Source organism: Treponema pedis (assembly GCF_017161325.1).
Taxonomy (GTDB): domain Bacteria; phylum Spirochaetota; class Spirochaetia; order Treponematales; family Treponemataceae; genus Treponema_B; species Treponema_B pedis.
Window position 1 is genome coordinate 2,771,214 of record NZ_CP045670.1, and the last position, 19,694, is coordinate 2,790,907.

Sequence of the window (19,694 nt, forward strand, 5' to 3'; positions counted from 1 at the left end):
TCCTTAAAACCGCTTATGAAGTAAAAACAAAAAGTACGGGGCTGCGAGGCAGGCGATTACGATGCCGGCAGGAATTTCGCGGGGCTGAAAAGCCGCACGTCCGACCGTATCCGCCGAAAGCAGCAGGAGCGCTCCGAAAAGCATGGACACCGGCATTAGTATTCGATGTCTGCCGCCGATGAGTTTCCGCGCTATGTGCGGAGAAACAAGACCGACAAAGCCTATCCCGCCGCTGACGGAAACACATGCCGATGTGAGAGCAACGGAGGCTGACAAGAGCACTCTTCGCTCCATTTCCACACGGACACCGAGGGATAAGGCGGAATTTTCTCCCAAAGTAAGGATATCCAAGATGTTTATTCTTGTAAAAAGAATCGGAAGCAGGATAACCGGATACGGCAGTAAAACCCTAACCTGATACCAGCTTGTTCCCCACATATTCCCCGCAAGCTGCCGTGCGACAATCTGATAACTGCTGTTATCCATATTTGCAGCCATAATCAGCATAAAAGAGGAAAAAAGTGCTGTAAGACCGGCTCCTCCCAGCAAGAAATATGTAGGATTCAGTTTTCCTTTCCGTTCGGCAAAAAGGTAGAGTATTCCGGTTGTGCACAGTCCTCCCGCTATGGCGAAAATCGGCTGAAAGACCATTGTGCGTATGTGCAATGCGGGAAAGAAGGTTAAAAACAACATCACGGCAAATCCCGCTCCGGCATTGATGCCCAATATTCCCGGGTCTGCAAGCGGATTTCCCGTTACCGTTTGCATAATACAGCCTGAAACGGCAAGCCCCATGCCGCATAAAAGCGCAAGCACAATCCGCGGAAGCCGGAACTGTACGGCAACTACGGAGGCTTCCTCCGAGGCGGGGAACAATAGGCTTTTAAATAGCACGGAATGCGGTATTTTTGCGTATCCGCTGTTTACGGAGACCAGCACCCCCGCTGCAATCGGCAAAAGAAGGACAAGCGGTACACAGTTTTTGTATGCTTTTTTCATAAGGTATGTATCCCTTTCCGGTATGTAAGTGCAAAAAAGACGGGTACACCGATTATGGATACCAGTGCCCCGACAGGTGTATCGAAAGGGGCATTGACCGTGCGGGCTACTATATCCGCTATGACCAGGATAATACCGCCTAAAAGTGCGGATATCGGCAGTATCCTCTTATAATCTCCGCCGACAAAAAAGCGGGAAATATGCGGGACAATCAACCCGAGAAAGGATATCCCTCCTACAAGCGAAACGCTTGACCCGGCTAAAAGCAGTACCGCAAAGATACATATCAGCCGGACGGCACGGACATTGATACCGAGTCCGGCGGCACTGTCTTCCCCCAAGTCAATGCCGACAAATACCCCGATAGCAGCATAGCGATGCCGCCTGCCGTAATAATAAACGGTGCAATCAGCCGTAAACTCTGCCATGTAACTCCCGATAAGCTGCCCGCACTCCAAAAAGACAGGGGCTTTGTAATGCCGAAAGCAAGAGAAACCGCCTGACTCAGCGCGGTAAGTAAGGCTGAAACCGCAGCCCCCGCTAAAATCAGTCTAAAAGATTCCGTTTTTCTCTTTCCGACACCGAATTCATAGACGAGGGTCGCCGCAAACGCCGCCCCTGCAAAAGCCGAAACTATCGTAACGATTTTCGGAGCGGCAGGCAAAAAAACGGCGGTCAGTGCAACGGAAAATCCCGCTCCGGCATTGATTCCCAAAAGACCTGCGTCAGCCAAAGGATTGCGCGTAAGCCCCTGCATGACGGCACCGGAAAGAGCAAAGGTGGCTCCCGTAATACAGGCGGTCAATGCTCTCGGCATGCGCATATCCATTATGATTTTACCGATGCCGGAAGCGCGGGCAGGATACATGATGGTATGTGCAAAGGTTTCAATGTTTCCTCCGGCTATCCCGGTACAGACGGAAAACACAATCGAAAGAAGCAACACCACCGTTAATACGCCGATTAAAAGCATAAACGATGCGGCAGACAGTCTATGTCTTCTTTGTACGGGCGCTTCATTCGCCGCTTTGCAGGGTTCTTTGTGTGCTGCTGTGTGCGGGAGTTTGTGTGCCGCACAATGCGGTACACGGTGCGGTACTGTGTACCCGCATTCTTTTTTCAGCCGAAGCCTATCCATTATTCAACATTTCCGCGATTTAAAATTGCATTTGCGAGTTTTTCCAGATAGAGGGCTTTGCCCGTAGCCGTATATGCCATGTTATACTGTTTTTCATTTTTACCGAAATGCACATTTCCTGCTTGTACGGCTTTAAGATTTTTCCATGCGGCAAGTTTTCCCGTGTCTCCGGCAGTACCGTCATCGCTGAAAAAGAAGATGTGATCCGCATCAATCAGCGAGAAGTATTCGGCATCAACAACCTCTCCCCAAACATTCTCAGGCACTCCCGCCGAGGGGTTGAGTTTCAGTTCGTCATAAATCAATTCACCCGGTCCTCCGGTGCGGTAAACATAGTAAGAACCGAAATGAACGGAATTTGCTTCCAAAACGGCAAAGGTTTTATCGCCGACCGCTTCCTTGATTTTTGCCGAAAGCCCGGCAGCCTTACTGTCATAGTCCGAAAGCCATTTTTCCACATCATTTGTTTTATTGAACCACTGCCCCAACTGTTTAAAACGGCCGCGCCAATTTACATAGCTGATGTCGTCGTTAATCATAACCGTAGGAGAGATGTTCTTAAGCTGTTCGTACACCTTGTCATGCCTGATATTCATAATGATGAGGTCTGGCTTTAATTGCGCAATTTTCTCAAGATTTAAATCGCCCGTCGAAGAAGCTCCGGAATAATTTCCTACAACTTCGATATTGTTTTCGGCAAATGACTGTTTTAAATGCTCCGGAACGGATACCCCGTCAAACATACTGGTGTTAGCCGAAGCAATCACGTTCATGTTCAAAATCAAAAGCTCCTCCGTCAATCCCGCTGCATCAACAATACGCTTCGGTTCGACAGGGATAGTAACGTCTCCTTTCATGTCCTTTACAACAACGGTTCCCGTGTTTGCACTGTTTTGAATTGCCTTATCCGATGAGCCTTGCTTTTCGTCCTTCTTTGAAAAACAAGCTGTCAGAGAAAGTACAAGTGTAAGACATAAAAGTCCGATTATCCTTTTTTTCATTTTCATTTCCTTCAAAATAACGGTGCCGTAAATTTTATTAGGCTAACTTATAAGTGAAATTACCGATTAAAATCAGTGTTTTTAGTATAGCTTATTTTTTGCTTGTTTCTGCCCCGTAACGGAGTTTTTTTACCCAAAGCGGGACAGTACCGGCTTGCACTAAATATATAGAAAAACTTGACATATTAGTTATATCTAACTATAATTTTACGCATAACGAAGGTTTATTTTAAGCGGTAGAAATACTACCGCTTAAAAACACCGGCGAGTTTGCCTTTATGCAAACATCGTGTATTGTATGCACTTTTTCAGCTTCGCTTGCAAAAGTGCGGTAAAATCATCAATCCTCGACATTTGATATTTTCTGCGCTTGCTTATTTATAGGAAAATTTTAATGGCGTATTTCCCGTTTAAATATGAAGCTTCGGATATTTTTCCGCGCCGGATGCTTGCCGTTCGGCCGGGATTGCACATAGCTGCGTCCGCCGGAGTATGTACGGATAAAACAAAAAGAGAAACGGCGGCTTTATCCCCGCTGTTTGAACTGAGTTACACACGGAAAGGCACTGTTTGCGGCGAAGTGGGGCATACACTTGTAGAGGTTCGTCCCGGTAATGCCGCACTCGGTTTTATGAATTCCGTCAGCTGCCGCTCCGAATATAAAAGCGGTGAAGATGTGCAGCTTTATTCCATTTGGGCAAGTCCCCGTGTATTTGACGGATTGTGTGAAGCCGTCGGCGGAAAATCTGGAATCGGTTTTCAGGATTTCCGGAATAGGGATTATTCATGCCGCTCTTTTACGATGGATATGCAGGAAGAATATATTTTAGGAAAATTGGACAGGTGTTTTTCCGGAGGGCGGGATACAATAAATCGTTTGCTGGTCGAAAGCTGTGTACTGGAGCTCTTGTCCGTCAATCTGGAGCGGTTGCTTTTTGACGGCTGTGTGAACCGAGCGGGCGGTTTGTCTAAAACGGAAACGGACAGTTTAAAACAGGCCAGAGAGATTTTGCTCCATAGGCTGGAATCGCCTCCTACACTGCTTGAGCTTTCCCGTTTGGTTCACTTGAATGACTGTAGATTAAAAAAGGCGTTTAAACTCTTTTTCGGCAAGACGGTCTATGAATATGTAAGAGAACAACGGCTTGAAAAAGCGTTCCATTTGATAGAAAGCGGCACGTGCAATGTAAGCGAAGCGGCATGTGCCGTAGGATATACAAATATAAGTCATTTTTCCGAGGCGTTTCGGAAAAAATATCGTGTATTACCAAAAACGGTAAAAAAGAAGGCGGCTGAGGTTACGCCAGATTGTTTTTTATCGAATGATAATACTATTGAAAATAAACGGCTGTGTGCATTGGTTATTTAACGGAAATGTTGAGGAAACTACAGCTGTTCTATTTCGCTTTTGGTTAAATTTGTTGCCTGCATTATTTTTTGTACCGAATCGCCAAGCCGCTTTAATACTTTTGCCGTTTCCAGTTTGTTTTGCCTCACGCCGTCGGAAAAGCCTTGTGCTATACCTTTTCTCATTGATTCATTTATCATAGAAACGCGGTCGCTCTCGTATCGCCATGCAGCTTGGTAAAGGGCACGTTGCTCTTCAACAGTGTAGAATTCTTCCATCGTGTCTTCGGCTTTTTGCATTAAAGGATTTTCTTTTGCCAACATCTTCCTCACCTCCTTCTCGTCGGTTTGTATAAACAGCAGCCATTTTTCCAGTTCGCTGCGCTGTTCTTTTGCTATTTTCGTTAAATCCAAAAAGTGGATTTCAAGCATGCCGTCCAGCTCGCTGTGTTCTTCCGTTTCCAAAATCTTATAGACGGAGTGGATTTTATTAGCAAGGTGAAACGGCTGGTTGAGGATGTTTATCGCTATGCATTTTTTGAGTTCGCTGTAATCGGCTCCCTTACTGAAGTCTTCGAGAAAAAGCTGCGTCCAATAAAAAATGCTGCGTGTGGTAAAGTACTCGAACCAGATGTTTTGCATTTCGAGGTTGATTTTTTCGCCTGAGTGCAGTTTGATTTTTATGTCGAGTCTGCCGGTTTTTTCATCGTAAAAGCGGGTAGTAAGCTCCGTGTTTTCAAGCCGTACATCGGCAAAAGTATTTTCTTGCATTCCGGTTACAAGCGAGACGAATTTTATGAGAATGTCTTTATTCTTTTCCGTGCCGAAGACTTTTTTAAACGCATAGTCGTTGCGGACGGTGAATTTTTCAGGCGGTGCAAGTGTTTCTAAAGTGCTTGCCATAGCGTCTACCCTCCTCATAGTTAAGTATAGCATAAGATACGGGGATTTAAAAGGGGGATAGAGAACCCCGTTCCGAGCAGGGTTTTCTCTCTCCCCCTGTGACCCCCTCTCTTTTCAAAAGAACCGCTTAGGGGCTTAGATTGCTGCGCCGGCTTGCAATCGCCTAAGAACCCCGCCCAAAAAGGTACGTCCTGTACCTTTTTGGGCTTCGAGTTTTCTTGCAGAAAACTCGCGACAGTTTTTTTTGGGGCCGGTTGCGGGGGCAAAGGCGCTTCGCTGTTTGCCTGTGTGTGTTGAGGCAAGGCGCTTCTACTCCAGCTTTTTTCGATAATGAGCCCTTCCTCGATAAGTTTCTTTTAATTACTTCATACGGCTGCTTGTAATAACAATACCTTCTATCTTGTCGGAAGACTGCGTAATGTGTATTTCAGTAATTTCAAATAGACAATCCAATTTAATGTGTTTATGACGGATAAATAAATCTTGTCTTCTTTTACATTCATGCATTTTTACAACAAACTTACAAAACATAGGAATTCCGAATTGTAAAAAGCTGTATAGTATATGAAATACTGTAAAGAAAAACGGCATTCAATTTAACGGAAGGCGTCTTTTTTTCATATAAAAAAAATTCTATAACATCACTATTATCGTTTTGTAAATTGATTTTTAATTTTTATGCGGTAAGAGCCTCCCCTCGGCGATTAAAATAACATTGAATATTTTAATTATTCGTGTTATACTTAATCCTTAAAAAAAGAATTATATAATTTTTAATATTTAGGGAGAACCAGTATGATTACAAACAAAGAAATCGCTTCTGCAATGACGATTAAACTTGATGCGGTGCTTCCGCCCGACCCCGTGTTTGAAAAAGGAATCAGGCGGGCTCCGAGCCGCGGCTTTAACTTAAGTAAGAGCCAAACCGAAACGGCATTAAAAAATGCCCTCCGCTATGTTCCCGAAGAGCTGCACGAAAAACTCGCTCCCGAATTTTTGGATGAGCTTTTCACTTACGGACGCATTTATGCTTACCGCTACCGCCCTCAAGGAAATATTTACGGCAAACCCATCGATGAATACAAGGGCAAATGCCTTGCCGCAAAAGCCATGCAGGTTATGATAGACAACAACCTCGACTTTGATGTTGCCCTTTACCCTTACGAACTGGTAACTTACGGTGAAACCGGTTCCGTTTGTCAAAACTGGCTTCAATACCGGCTTATCAAAAAATATTTGGAAGAATTAACCGAAGAGCAAACTCTCGTTATGGAATCGGGGCACCCCTTGGGGCTTTTCCCCTCAAAACCCGACGCACCGCGCGTTATTATCACAAACGCTTTAATGGTCGGAATGTTCGACAATTATAAAGACTGGGAAATAGCGGAAGAAATGGGCGTTGCAAACTACGGGCAGATGACCGCAGGCGGCTGGATGTATATAGGGCCGCAAGGCATAGTACACGGCACTTTCAATACGATTCTCACTGCGGGCCGCAAGGAACTCGGCGTTGCCCCGGACGGTGATTTAAAAGGAAAACTCTTTATCTCTTCCGGACTCGGCGGAATGTCGGGTGCTCAGCCTAAGGCTTGCGAAATTGCAAATGCAGTCGGCGTTTTTGCCGAAGTCGATAAATCGAGAATCAACACCCGTCTCGAACAAGGCTGGGTTCACGAAATGTCCGATAACCTCGATGAGATTTTCAAAAAAGTAGACGAGTATTTAAAAAAGAAAGAGCCTATTTCAATTGCCTATCACGGAAACATCGTAGAGCTCTTACAATATTGTGTAGATAAAAACATTCACATAGATTTACTTTCGGATCAAACCTCCTGCCATGCTCCTTATGAAGGCGGCTACTGCCCCGAAAAGATGACCTTTGAAGAACGCACAAAAATGCTTTACGAAAACAGAGAAGAATTCCGTAAGCGTGTGGACTCAACCTTAAAACATCATTTTGAACTGATTAAAACACTTTCAAAACGAGGCACCTACTTTTTCGATTACGGCAACTCGTTCCTCAAATCGGTTTTTGACGCGGGCGTTAAAGAAGTTTCCAAAAACGGCGTAGACGAAAAAGACGGCTTTATCTTCCCCTCGTATGTGGAAGACCTCATGGGGCCTGAACTCTTCGATTACGGTTACGGGCCGTTACCGCTGGGTTTGCTTATCGGGAAAACCGGAAGACCTCGACAAAACCGATGCCGCCGCAATGAGCTGCATTAACCCCGACCGCCGCGGACAAGACCGCGATAATTATTACTGGGTACGCGACGCCAAAAAGAATAAACTCGTTGTCGGCACGCAGGCACGCATTTTGTATCAAGATGCGGAAGGCAGACGGGACATCGCTTTGAAATTCAATGACATGGTACGAAAGGGTGAAATCGGGCCGGTTATGATGGGACGCGACCACCACGATGTCAGCGGCACCGATTCGCCGTTCCGCGAAACTTCCAACATCAAAGACGGAAGCAATGTGATGGCGGATATGGCCGTGCAGTGCTATGCCGGAAATGCCGCCCGCGGAATGAGCCTTGTAGCCCTCCATAACGGCGGAGGAGTGGGTATAGGTAAGTCGATTAACGGCGGATTCGGGCTTGTTTTGGACGGAAGCGAGCGGGTTGACGAAATTATAAAATCCGCAATTATGTGGGACGTAATGGGAGGAGTTGCAAGACGCAACTGGGCACGGAACGAAAACTCGATTACCACCAGTATGGAATACAACAAAAACTATTCAGGCTGCGGACACATTACAATACCCTATGTTGCAAAAGACGAGTTTGTAAAACGGCTTGTTGAGCAAAAATATAAAAAATAGAATAAAACGTCCTGTATATTTTTTAAGTAAAATATACAGGGCTTTATTTAACCCGGAATATAAAAGTGCCGGTTGATTATACCGTTTTTTAAATTTCCCAATCGAAAAGTTGTTGAAATCCTTTTACCGTTGCAAAGAGAGTCTTACCTATTTTATCTTCCGCTTGTCGGATAAGCTCTTTAGGAATTTTTTTATAAAATGCTTCGGCAATTGAACCTGTAATGCATGCCAGCGTATCGGTATCTCCGCCTATGTAAACGGCTTTTTTAATTGCATCTTCAAAAGAATCGGAAATTAAAAAAGCGAACACAGCTTGAGGCACGGTATTTTTGCATGCAATTTCAAACTTATAATTTTTATGAAGTTCTTTAAGATTAAATTTAATAGGATAACCTATTTCTTTTTCTATAAATTCTTTTATAGTTTCTTTTGAAGAACCGCTCCTTGCAAGAAAAATAGAGCCTGCAACCGCTTCGGCGCCGGCTATTCCGTCAGGGTGATTATGAGTTACGCTTGCAGCTTCCGCCGCTTCCGAAAGTGTTTTTTCAAGCGTATCAAAGGCATAGCCTACGGCTCCGGTTCTCATAGCCGAACCGTTCCCGTAACTGTTATATGCCTGCGGATTTTTTGAATTAAACCATGCATGAAATCTTTTCCCGTACCCCGCATCTTTATATTTTCTTGCGTATTCTAAAAGATACAGACGATAAATACTTGCGGAATTTTTAAAACCGTTTTTTTTCATATATATTAAAGCATCCGCAACGGCAATTGATAAAATGCTGTCATCGGTAAAAAAACACTCACTTGAAATAATATTTTTTAAAAGCGGTTTTTTATTTGAGAATTCATAAACGGAACCTGCAATATCTCCTATAACCGCTCCTATCATTTTAAATTCCCGTAATTTTTTATTCCGTTTTTGCTGCAAAAACGGAGGCTATTTGTTTTGCCAGCGCAAACGATGCGGAGGATATTGCTTCCGTTTCGGAAAATCCTGCACCGCGTTTTGAAATATCCTGTGCATAAATTATTTCACCGGTTTTTAAATTATGAATTTCAACTTCAGCAGTTAATTTTGCAAAAACTCCCGAATCGATTATTTCAATATTGTCGATACTTACTATTGCACAAATAATAAATTCGGCAAATGAATTTTTAGAATTTATTTTTTTCGCATCGAAATTCATTTTTTGTAAAATTTCAACCACGGCTTTTTCCGTTTCCGATTTTATTAAACGTTTTCCGTCTTTGCCGTACTGTTCGGCAAAAACATCAACTTTTTTATTTTGAATAAATTGAGTTTCCTTTTCCTGTTCAATCGTATAGTTAAAACCGACGGCGGACTTTACTGCAATCTTTTTTAGTTCGTTTATTTCTTTTTCTGCAAAATGTTCGTTCGTATCTTTTAACATTTTACGTAATTCTTCAATATCCGTTTCAATTTTTACCGTTCCCGTACAAGCACTTTCTTGGAGCGGTAAAATAAATTCCGCAATACCGTCCGTTCCGGCTTCAATTTTTTCCGTAAATATTTTTTGTTTTGCACCGGCCGAAACATATTTTATCGTATATGTTACAATTAAAGGAAGCTCTTCTTCGAAACAATTTATTTTAAATGCGGGTAAAAACTTTCCGCTCTTACCTTGAACGGAGACTTCCGTTGCGGGTTTCAGCTCTATTTTTTTTAAGCTTTGTTTTGCATTCTTTATATCGGCTTCAAATTTTATTTCGGCATTTTCAAGCTTAAAATTAAAAGCTGCACAAGCGGCTTGTACATAATTATAAGCGGCGGCAAAATACTTTTTTTCGGAATAAAATTTTTCGGCATTTTTTACGGGAAGATTTACGGCATTTGTTTTTTCTTCCGCGAGATGTAAAAGACGCATTTTTTCTTTTTGCAGCTCCGTTTTATCGTAAGCTGCCAAAAGATAAACCGTAGAATCGCTAATGTTTTTTTCTATGTATCTTTCTTTTATTTTAAGGCCTTTTATATTTGCTCCGGAGTATTGTTTTATCTCCCGTTCAATAATTTTATCGATATTGTTAATATCACCTGAAAGTATTGAAGTTGTATTCGCTTTAACGGAAACCCCGAATATTTTTAAAACTTCACCGATTAAATTATTTTTCGCATCATTTTCGGCAAGAGTTAAATTTTTATTTGTTCCGGAAGCGGTAAAGTATTCATATTGAGAATCGGCTTTAGGGACGTTTAATACCCAGTCGGGAATATTTCCGTTGTTTTTTATCTCGGAATTTGTAGCACATGAAAAAATAAGTAGAGTTACACTGAAAGATATAATAAAAAATATTTTTTTTATTTAATTGAGGCATAGGTTTTATTTTTAATTGCAAATTATGAAAAGAGGCTCAACCTCGATCCATAATTTGCCGTAATGAAATTTTTAAATTCCTTCTTTAAGAGCTTCACGAACTCTGTCGCGTACCGCTTTTTCGGTTTCCGTTTTGGGCTTAACTTCATCTGCACCGTTTACGGCATCATTTATAAGTCTGTCCAAAGTTTTTTTAGGAATACTGTACAATATGATATAAGTAAAATCATCGGCTTCGGGTTTTCCTTCCGAATCGAAATAACGCATTTGTACCCAATAATCGCTTTCTTTTTTAAAGCCTGAAAGTTTTGTGTCCGTGACGGTTTTTACAACATCTTCAATATATCCGTCGATTTTATCTTTATCGCCGGCAGCTGCCGCAGCGGCCTTACTTTCAACTCTCATTTTTACCATTCTTGCCATTTCGGACGGAACGGAAAAATCTTTTGTCCAAAGTTCGGCACCTTCTAAACTTTTAGACCGCGGCGATTCGAACTTAAAAAGATATACGTCTTTGTAGTCCGAATTTTTTTGAAGGCTTTGCGGTTCTTCCGCTACCCAACCGGGAACATCTTTGTTCCATTTTAAATTTTTGTGGTCGATAAGTTCAGGCTTTTTTACATTTGCAGAAACCGTTCCTAAGGTTTTAGGCCCCTTCGATGCACAGTCTGAAAAAATAGCTGCCGCTACAGCTAAGCCGATAATTACATTTATTGCTTTTTTCATTATTTTTGCCTCCTAGCAAAAAAGTTTTATTTTAAATAGGCTTTTGCCTAATTAAAAACAAATTCAATAGTTTAAATATGCGGTTAAGCGATTTTAAAATCCCGATTTAAAAGTTAAGGTTTTCCCTCTAAGCACTACAAGTTCCATTTTTTCAAAACCCGGAACGGCTTCGGCAGTATCATAAACAATTGTTTCCAAATCGTCAATTGTACCGAAAAGAAAAACGGCATATTTTGTTTGAGCCGCCGATTGATGCAGAGTTTTTAAATCTCGTACATTGTTTTTTAATTCTTTTCTGAATCTTGCCATACTTTTACTGTCCGGCGTATCATTAATTGTAATTTCGTATCTTATTCCCCCTGAATATGCTTTTGCCAAAAGGATTTTTGCCTGGTCAATTGCAAGCGGTAAAGCTTTATATACCGTCGATTGAATTGCATTCGATTGAGCGTCGTAACTGCTTGTCTTACTGAAAGTTTTGGGGCTTGAATAGGGCACGGAGCCTAAAAGTTCTCCCGTAGACGGATTAAAAATTTTTAATGTAATTTTTGCAGAACCGTAATAACCTCCGTTTTCATATCCGCCTTCGGTTACAGCGTCAAGTTCCATATAAATGTCGGCATTCAGTTTTTGTGCAATGAATTGAATAACCGAAAGATTTTCCGAAGAGCTTTCGGTATAAATAAGAGAGTTGTCTTTTTTTAATTTTTCAACTTCGGCCGCATCGACGGCTCTATAACCTTGTTTTAAAAGATAACCGTTTGCCGTTTCTACGCCGCTTTTTAATAAAAATCTATCCGCACTTGAGTTTTCCGCATTAAAAACCATATAAGTAATATTTTCGATATAATTATTTAAAAACCGAATATTTTCTTTACCTTGAGAAGAAGCTATAGCTTCGGCAAGAACGGTATCCGCATCTTTATGGTTTCGGGCTGCCGAATTTTCATTATCGTTTATTGCGCCTTCTCCGAAGGCCAAATCGTCTATTGTTTTAGGGGCCGGCAAGTTTTCGCTTTTTTCACTTATACCGGCACTTTGAAGTAGAGAGGCAACTTCCCGCATTTTTACAGGAACTACGGCTTTACAAATATAAAGATTTCCGTTTTTGGATTTTTGTAAAATTTTCATATCGGCGTTTACTATATAGCGGTTGGGATTTTCCGTATTGTATAGAATTTCTTTTAGACGCTCCTGATTTGCCTGTTCGGAATAAAGTCCGATGATATCTATAACACCTTGCCGTATAGCACCGATTTTAGCCTTGTTTATTGAGCGCATAAAAGATTCATCTTCGCCCAAACTTGTATATTCCTGAATATCTCTGTATTCTGGAGTTTCAATATTTCGGGGTTTCCCGAAACCGTTTTTTGTGCTTTCTTCAATGGCTGCACACGAGGTAAAAATTAAAATAATTGTTCCCAATAAAAATATCTTTTTTTTCATTTTTTTAATCTTCTCCGATTATTAAATATTTTCCATTTTCCATTCGCCTAAGTTTTCTTTTTTTTCATCAAAGGCTACACCTATAAGTTTTATACTTTTATTTTTTGCCCTATACTTTTCGCCGTAACCCCTTTCTTTTATTTGCTCCAAAGCCTCTTCCGCACTTCCTTTTTCTAAAAGTTTTATTTCAAATACATACACGCTCTCCTCCGTTTCCACTATACAGTCAGCTCTTCCTTTTAAACTGTGCACTTCCGTTTGCGTATACTGCCCCATCAGCGTAAAAACAAGATACAAGGCTATATGATAGTCCCTTTCCCTCATTTCCGAATTCGTTTTATCCGCACAGCTGTAAGGCAGCCCTGCATAACGGCCGTTAAACGCCTCAAAATTCTTCCACATTACCGCTTTCAAATCTTCTACAAACCTTCCTACAAAAAATTCTCCCACCGCTTTTTTACTTAAATATTCGGGCAAAAGATTTTCTAAAAACGCATACTTTACCTCTTCATTCGGAAACTTAAGCGAAAAGGAGCGGAAGCGGGGATTGTATTCTTTTAACGTTAAATATCCCGCTTGAAATAAAATCGGTATAGGGTTTTCAAGTTTAGGCTCGCTGTTCCGTAAACAATCCAATGAAACGCTTTCAGTGTTATCCAAGGTTCGAATATCGAAATTCCCTTGCTTTAAAAGATTTATTAAAAAAGTCGGGGTGCCTGTTTGGTACCAATAATTTTCAATTTCTTCCGCCGATAAACAACTTAACAAACTGAAAGGATTGTATAAATGTTTTCCGTTTTTTGAAAATCTGTAGCCGTCATAATGAGTTTTTAACTCAAGCATTGCTTCATCAAACTTTAGGTTGTTTTTTTCAGCGAGTTTTTTTATTTCAGGGGTAAAAGTGTTTTTCAGTTCTTCTTCGGTAATGCCGCAAATTTCCGCAAAACCGTCATCGGTGCTTATGTTGATAAACTGGTTCATATCGCTGAAAATACTTAATCGTGAAAACTGGCTTACTCCCGTTAAAAATACAAAGCGTAAATGTCCGTCGCTTGCCTTTAACACTCCGTAAAAACCTTTTAAAATATTTCGGTATTTTTCGTTTAATTCGGCATTTATATACTGTGTGGAAAGAAGGGGTTTATCATATTCGTCTACAAGCACTACTACTTTTTTCCCGGTTTTGGAGTATGCCGAAGCTATTACGGCATAAAACCGCGAGGCAAAATCTTTTGCTTCCGATGTGCCGTATATTTTTTCATATTCCGAAAGCATAAAGTCCAATCTGTTTTCCAAGTCTTTAACGCTGTCATATTGTCCCAGACTGAAATCAAAACGCAAGACAGGATATTCCTGCCAAGGCTCTTTTTGGGACACTTCATATTCGGCAATTTTTAATCCTGTAAACAATTCTTTTTTGCCTGAAAAATAGGCTTCCATTGTTGAAAGTAAGAGGCTTTTTCCGAAGCGTCGCGGCCGGCTTAAAAAATAGGGCTTACCGAAGGTTACCAGCTTCCAGATAAATTCCGTTTTATCAACGTAAAGATAGCCGCTTGTTATGAGGTCTTCAAAACTTTGTATGCCTATGGGCAGTTTGCGCAAGGGTTCCATATAAAAAGTATAGCATAAAAATGAGGCTTTTGCAAAGGTATAAATACTTATTTTACTTTTTTATACTTATTTCCTTTACCTTTTCGTAAAACTCATTCAGTTTGGAAGAAATTTTTTGCGTATACGTTTTTTCGTCAAGACCGGATAAAAGTTTAATGCCTTCATCAATGGTTTTAATTGTCCAAATATTAAATTTTCCTTCGGCGGCAGCCTCGATAATTTTTTTAGGTAAAAAAAGGTTTGTTTTATTGCTGTACGGAATCATTACACCTTGACTGCCGGTAAAACCTAAAATCTTACATGTATTAAAAAAGCCTTCTATTTTTTCACTTATTCCGCCTACGGGCTGTACCATTCCATGCTGGTTTAAACTTCCCGTTACGGCAATATCCTGCCGCATAGGGAATTCTCCTATTGCCGAAATCAGGGCTAAAAATTCTGCACAAGAGGCGGAATCGCCGTCGATGTAGCTGTAAGACTGTTCAAAACAAATACTTGCCGAAATTGAAAGAGGTGTGTTTTGCGAAAATTTTTGACGTAAAAGCGAGGTAATAATTAAGTGCGCCTTATCGTAAATTTCACCCGAAAGTCCGGCTTCATGTTCGATATTGACTATACCCCCTGTTCCCGGAGAGGCTTGGGCCGTAACAGCTACCGGTACGCCGAAAGCATGATACCCGCGCTCTTCTACGGCAAGCCCGTTTATCTTTGCAATTTTTTTGCCTGCAACATCTATTAAAATTTCTCCCAGTTGAACCATTTCCGTAAATTTTTCTTCGGGAAGAGAATGAAAATAGCGGCGTTTTTCTATAGCATCATTTAAAACTTCATTGCAAATTGCTTTTTTACCCTGTTTTTTTGCATAAAAATCCGCTTCAATAATTAAGTCGGAAATTTTAGTAAACTGTGCGGTAAGAAGAGTTCTTGAACCTGCAAGTTCCGAAGAATAAGAAACAAGACGTGCACAGCCCGAATCCGTAAGCGGAAGAGTATTCTTTTTTTTGCATAAATAATCCGCAAGACTTATCAAAGCGTCTATATTTTCATCGTTTTTTTGCATTACGGAATCGAATTCGGCGCAAACTTTAAAGAGTTTATAAAAATCAGGGTCTTCTTGATACAAAATATCGTAAGTATATTCACCGCCTATAATAATTACCTTAAAATCCGCAGGCAAGGCTTCCGGTTTAAAAACACTCGGTGTATGGTTCCCCGAAGGAGGCATTTGTATTTCTATTTTTCCGGATTGGAGAATTCTTTTAAGATACATCCACGAATCTTCTTCTTCAAGTAAATCGCGGAAACGCACGATAAGGTACCCGCCGAAAGCTCGGTGAACAGCGCCTTCTCTAATTTTTAAATGCCCGTTAATTTCAGGGATATTTGAATCGGAGTGAGTTTCTATAGTTCCGAATAAATTTGTAAAGTTGGGCAGATTTTCGGTTATCACATAATTTTTATCGCTTTTGTTTTCACAAATTAAATTTATTGTATATCGTCCCAAAAAGGCTTTTTTTAATTTATTTGATTTAAACTCGCTGCTGTATATTTTCATTCGTTTAATTAAATCTTCTTCAATGCGTTTTAAAAATTTTAAAATCTTTTTTGTATTTTCTTTTTGTTTTCCGTTTTTACAGGAAGAGTTAAAAGTTTCAGTCATTTGAAAAAGAGGCTTTAATTCTTCTTCTACAATCGGTTTAATCGACTCTTTTTGGTGTTCCGTCAGTTTTGTATCCGCCTCAATCCTTTTTTCCCGTAAAAAAGAAAAAAGATTGGACATTTCATCAAGCGAAGCGTAATACTTTTCGCGCAAAATATTTAATTCCTGTTCAGGGAATTTTCCTTGTGCAGCCTTTGACTGTAATTCTCCCATAGGAATTTCTTTTCCTTTGATAACAGGAATTAAATCTACCGATTGATTATTTTCATCTTTTATTTGAAGCATTTTAAAACCCGCTTTTAACATTTTCGTTTCAAATTCCATCAGCAGGGTATTTTCTTCATTATCCGTTTGAGTTATAATCGCCTTTTGTTCCGCGGAAAAAAGCTCCGATTTTAAAAGCTGAAGAGTTCGGGTATGAATTTTTTCGACGGCTTTTTTCAGCATAGTACGGAATATTCTTCCCTTACCTGCCGGAAAAAACAGAGCGGCAGGTTCTATGGGACGGGTAAAATTATAAACATAAGCTATGTCTTGAAGTTTTGCCCGATTAGGTTTATAATTTTTCAAGAGCGATGAAAGAACGGTTCTGCGTCCCGTTCCGGGAGCTCCCATAACGAAGATATTATAACCTTCCCCAGTAATGCCGAGACCTAATTCTATTGCTTTAACGGCTCGGTCTTGACCTACGATTTGAGGTTCAACTCCGTTATGCTTTAATTCCCGGATTTTATTTTCAGGGAACAAAAATTCCAGTTCGTCTAAATTTAATTTTTCGGCAAGGCAGTCCGTCATATAAGCTCCTTTAATTTTTTATGAGGTAATTTATGTCCGATTTTTTGGTTAGTGAGATACTCGTTTTAATTTTACTTATTCCGCCCTGTTTGCGCCCGTTTTCTAAGGGGTTGAAAAAAGCCGGCGCCGTTCCTCTTCTTCCATGGTTTGCCGCCGTTATTCTTCTTTTTATAATGTTCGGGCAGGGCATAACGGTCTCTCTCTTACCTGTTATCGCCATAGCTGTAATCTGTATTATAACAGAATTTGCAAGATTTGTAATGTTCTTAAACGGTCTTCCCAACGGTTTTTATTCCGGTTTTTCGTATTTTTTGCGTATTTTTATGCTTATTTTACTCAGCGGAGTCTTTTTTTGCACTTTTTATTTTTCACCTGAACGCGATTACCCTGCAAACTATTCGGACTTTACAAAAGAGGATTTGATTTTTAACACTAACGGTAAAGAATTTTGCGGAGGCGTTTTTTATAAACCGCAAAATGTCAAAAATGAACATATTACGGTTGCGGTTTTAAGCGCTTATCCGCATTGCAGCTCATACTCCAATACGTTTAGCCGTTTTTTTGCAAATGCGGGCTATAACACCGTTGAACTTACAAATCCCGAAAATATAAATATAAAATTTTTACCTAAACGCTATACGGAATTTTTAGCTTCCTGCAATGCCGTTTTAAAACAGAACGGCAAAGAAGAGAATAAAGAAAAACAAAATTCCGATTTTTTTAATTTTACCGTTTCGGAAATTTTAAATTTAAGAAAAAATTCATCTTTTTACGTAATTGCCGAAGGACGGTACAGGCAAGCCTTATATGATTATTTCGTGCAAAATCCCGGAGCCTTTTCGGGAATCTTTTTTATTCTTTCCGAAGAGGAAGAAATAAGCGGACTTAACAGGGAACGTTCTTGTATTTTAGATGAACGCGGTCAGCTTAAGTTTTCGCATGAGCTTTCGGAATTTCCCGTTTGTTTATTTATCCGTCCTAAGGAAAAACTTTCCCAATTCGGAGAACTGAGATGCGATGATGTTTTAGCTGCAAGGCTTTTAGGAGCTTCAAGAGATTTGGGCAGAAAAGACAGGATTACGGCTGCGGAAGTTTTTGAAAAATGGCTGAAAATACGTGATGAAATTACAATAGGACATCTTTAAAAACAGATGTTTTAAAGGCGTTCCTGAAATTTTTAGATTTTTGATATTGTAAATACATTGTTATTTTTGATGTAATGTGATATAATGAAGTATGATTTGAACAATTTTACTTTAGAGGATTTTCGGCATGAAAAAATCATTATTGATAACATTCATATTTGCAGTTTTTTTATTCGGCATTCATTACTTTATGAATATTTCCAATCATCTACCGGATGAGTTTTCTAAAAGGTGGAATTGCGTAGATAGAGAAGATGCCGAGTGTAACTCGGTATTTAACTTGCCCGTAAAATTTAAAAATCTTACAAATATTAAAATCCAAAGACAGCTTCCTGAAATCCTTGATAAAACTACAGATACTCTTTTCTTTTATACTTCCGAGCAATGCGTTGCCGTTTTTATTGATGATACCCAGATTTATGAATACGGTATGGAAAAAGATACCAGACCGTTTATGAAATCCCCCGCCGCCTTGTGGCATAAAGTAAAACTTGAAAAGTCTTATGAGGGGAAGAAGCTGAGCCTGTTTTTTTCGTATCCGTACAAAAAAAACAGAGGTAAAATTTTTAAAGTTTATCTTTCAAATTATCAAAATTTTAATAAATATTTAATGAAAAAATACTTTCTCGGTTTGGAATTCGGTATTTTATGTTTGGTTTTTCCGCTTGTAGTAAGTCCTTTATGTTGGGTATTCAGAAAATATAAAGATAAAATTATGCATATTCTTTGTATTTGTATTTTTTCGGTACTGGCTGCCGTTTGGTATATTTCGGATAACAAGCTTATAATATTCGTAACAAGTTATCCGAAAGTACTGTTTATGATGTCTATATTATCGTTAATGTTTATCAATTTACCTTCGCTTATATATGCCGTAAATATCAAAGATTTAAAGCTGCGTTCATTTTTATTAAAAGTTATAATTGCATTCAGTATAACATATTTTGTCCTGATTATTTTGGAATTTTTTTCGGTTATAGATATTTACATATATAGAAGTTACGTCCATTTGGGTATCTATGTTTCGGCTCTGACATATTACATTACACTTGGCATTTCCTTAATACGCGATAAACGCAAAGATGTAAAATTACCTTTTTTGGCATATTTATTTTTAATTGCGGGTTCGTCTATAGATTTCTTTATTTACCTTACCGATGAAGAACAATATTCCGCTTCTTATGCATCGTTTTCAGCATTGGTTTTTATAACTTTTTTATTCGTTTCCGCCGTTAACAGTTTACATAAAATGATAGAGCAAAATAAAAAGGCGATACTTCATAAAGACCTTGCTTCCAAAGATTTTATGACAGGCACAAAAAATAAATCTTCATTTCTTTCAGATACCGATAAGGCGATAGTATCTGAAAAAGTTGCGGTAATTGTTTTCGATATAAATAACTTAAAATATATAAACGAAGAATTCGGGCATGAAAAGGGTGATGAAGCCTGTATAAAAGTTGCGGAATTGATAAAGAATGTTTTTTTAAAATACGGTGATTGTTATAGAACTGGAACGGATGAGTTTTCCGTTTTAATTCAAGATTGCACTCAGCTTGATATTTATGAACTGCTTCAAAAATTTATTGAAGTGTTAAATTACGAAAATAACAATCTTTCTTATAAATTGGGGACTGCGATGGGCTTTGCGGTTTTTAATCCTAAAATAGACAATAAACTTAAAGATACTATCGACAGAGCAAAAGACAATATGATAAAAAACAAAGCAAGCCAAAAATTTGCGGAAAACTCCACTATATAAA

Annotated in this window: 13 protein-coding genes and 3 pseudogenes; 4 read left to right on the forward strand and 12 right to left on the reverse strand. The window is 39.6% G+C overall.

Annotated elements, in window-relative coordinates; all coding sequences use genetic code 11:
* Positions 1–3: 3 nt before the first annotated feature.
* From DYQ05_RS12810 to DYQ05_RS12825, 3 genes and pseudogenes are all read right to left on the reverse strand, one after another.
* Positions 4–999: a FecCD family ABC transporter permease gene (locus tag DYQ05_RS12810; protein ID WP_206183560.1), complete on the reverse strand. Its 996-nt coding sequence runs from the start codon at positions 997–999 to the stop codon at positions 4–6.
* Positions 996–2,137 (reverse strand): annotated as a pseudogene (locus DYQ05_RS12820) (FecCD family ABC transporter permease). The gene DYQ05_RS12810 and the pseudogene DYQ05_RS12820 overlap by 4 nt, the downstream one beginning before the upstream one ends.
* On the reverse strand, positions 2,137–3,138 hold the full coding sequence (locus DYQ05_RS12825; RefSeq protein WP_206183563.1) for an ABC transporter substrate-binding protein: 1,002 nt from the start codon (positions 3,136–3,138) through the stop codon (positions 2,137–2,139). Before DYQ05_RS12825 ends, DYQ05_RS12820 begins: the two are co-directional and overlap by 1 nt.
* 394 nt (positions 3,139–3,532) lie before the next feature.
* Here DYQ05_RS12825 and DYQ05_RS12830 point away from each other — a divergent pair, with 394 nt between their 5' ends.
* Complete coding sequence (locus DYQ05_RS12830) at positions 3,533–4,507, forward strand: helix-turn-helix domain-containing protein (protein ID WP_194075971.1); 975 nt, start codon at positions 3,533–3,535, stop codon at positions 4,505–4,507.
* A gap of 17 nt (positions 4,508–4,524) precedes the next feature.
* Here DYQ05_RS12830 and DYQ05_RS12835 read toward each other — a convergent pair whose 3' ends face one another.
* Both DYQ05_RS12835 and DYQ05_RS12840 read right to left on the reverse strand, forming a co-directional pair.
* The gene (locus tag DYQ05_RS12835; RefSeq protein WP_206183564.1) at positions 4,525–5,388 is read right to left on the reverse strand and encodes an Rpn family recombination-promoting nuclease/putative transposase; all 864 of its coding nucleotides are present in this window, start codon (positions 5,386–5,388) and stop codon (positions 4,525–4,527) included.
* Between the two features lie 360 nt (positions 5,389–5,748).
* Positions 5,749–5,919: a hypothetical protein gene (locus DYQ05_RS12840; RefSeq protein WP_187289348.1), complete on the reverse strand. Its 171-nt coding sequence runs from the start codon at positions 5,917–5,919 to the stop codon at positions 5,749–5,751.
* Between the two features lie 264 nt (positions 5,920–6,183).
* Between DYQ05_RS12840 and hutU the strand changes: the two are divergent.
* A pseudogene (hutU, locus tag DYQ05_RS12845) lies at positions 6,184–8,212 on the forward strand (urocanate hydratase).
* An 88-nt stretch (positions 8,213–8,300) separates the two neighbouring features.
* Here the strand turns inward: hutU and DYQ05_RS12850 are convergent.
* The 7 genes and pseudogenes from DYQ05_RS12850 to DYQ05_RS12875 form a co-directional block, all read right to left on the reverse strand.
* Complete coding sequence (locus tag DYQ05_RS12850) at positions 8,301–9,104, reverse strand: ADP-ribosylglycohydrolase family protein (protein WP_206183565.1); 804 nt, start codon at positions 9,102–9,104, stop codon at positions 8,301–8,303.
* 19 nt (positions 9,105–9,123) lie between these two features.
* Entirely contained in the window at positions 9,124–10,140 is a 1,017-nt protein-coding gene (locus DYQ05_RS12855) for a hypothetical protein (RefSeq protein WP_252723403.1), read from the reverse strand.
* A gap of 6 nt (positions 10,141–10,146) precedes the next feature.
* Positions 10,147–10,536 (reverse strand): annotated as a pseudogene (locus DYQ05_RS14540) (LPP20 family lipoprotein); the annotation flags it as partial.
* Positions 10,537–10,620: 84 nt separating this feature from the next.
* The gene (locus DYQ05_RS12860; RefSeq protein ID WP_206183566.1) at positions 10,621–11,274 is read right to left on the reverse strand and encodes a hypothetical protein; all 654 of its coding nucleotides are present in this window, start codon (positions 11,272–11,274) and stop codon (positions 10,621–10,623) included.
* Between the two features lie 93 nt (positions 11,275–11,367).
* Positions 11,368–12,720 carry a hypothetical protein gene (locus DYQ05_RS12865; protein WP_024468722.1) on the reverse strand — a complete coding sequence of 451 codons (1,353 nt, stop codon included), beginning with the start codon at positions 12,718–12,720 and terminating at the stop codon, positions 11,368–11,370.
* 21 nt (positions 12,721–12,741) lie between these two features.
* Positions 12,742–14,331: an ATP-binding protein gene (locus tag DYQ05_RS12870; protein WP_206183567.1), complete on the reverse strand. Its 1,590-nt coding sequence runs from the start codon at positions 14,329–14,331 to the stop codon at positions 12,742–12,744.
* Between the two features lie 52 nt (positions 14,332–14,383).
* Positions 14,384–16,786: a Lon protease family protein gene (locus DYQ05_RS12875; RefSeq protein ID WP_206183568.1), complete on the reverse strand. Its 2,403-nt coding sequence runs from the start codon at positions 16,784–16,786 to the stop codon at positions 14,384–14,386.
* Positions 16,787–16,818: 32 nt separating this feature from the next.
* On the opposite strand from DYQ05_RS12875, the gene DYQ05_RS12880 reads away from it, so the two are divergent.
* Together DYQ05_RS12880 and DYQ05_RS12885 are read left to right on the forward strand one after the other, a co-directional pair.
* Entirely contained in the window at positions 16,819–17,931 is a 1,113-nt protein-coding gene (locus tag DYQ05_RS12880) for a hypothetical protein (RefSeq protein ID WP_206183569.1), read from the forward strand.
* 127 nt (positions 17,932–18,058) lie between these two features.
* Positions 18,059–19,693 carry a sensor domain-containing diguanylate cyclase gene (locus DYQ05_RS12885; RefSeq protein WP_206183570.1) on the forward strand — a complete coding sequence of 545 codons (1,635 nt, stop codon included), beginning with the start codon at positions 18,059–18,061 and terminating at the stop codon, positions 19,691–19,693.
* Position 19,694: the final 1 nt, after the last annotated feature.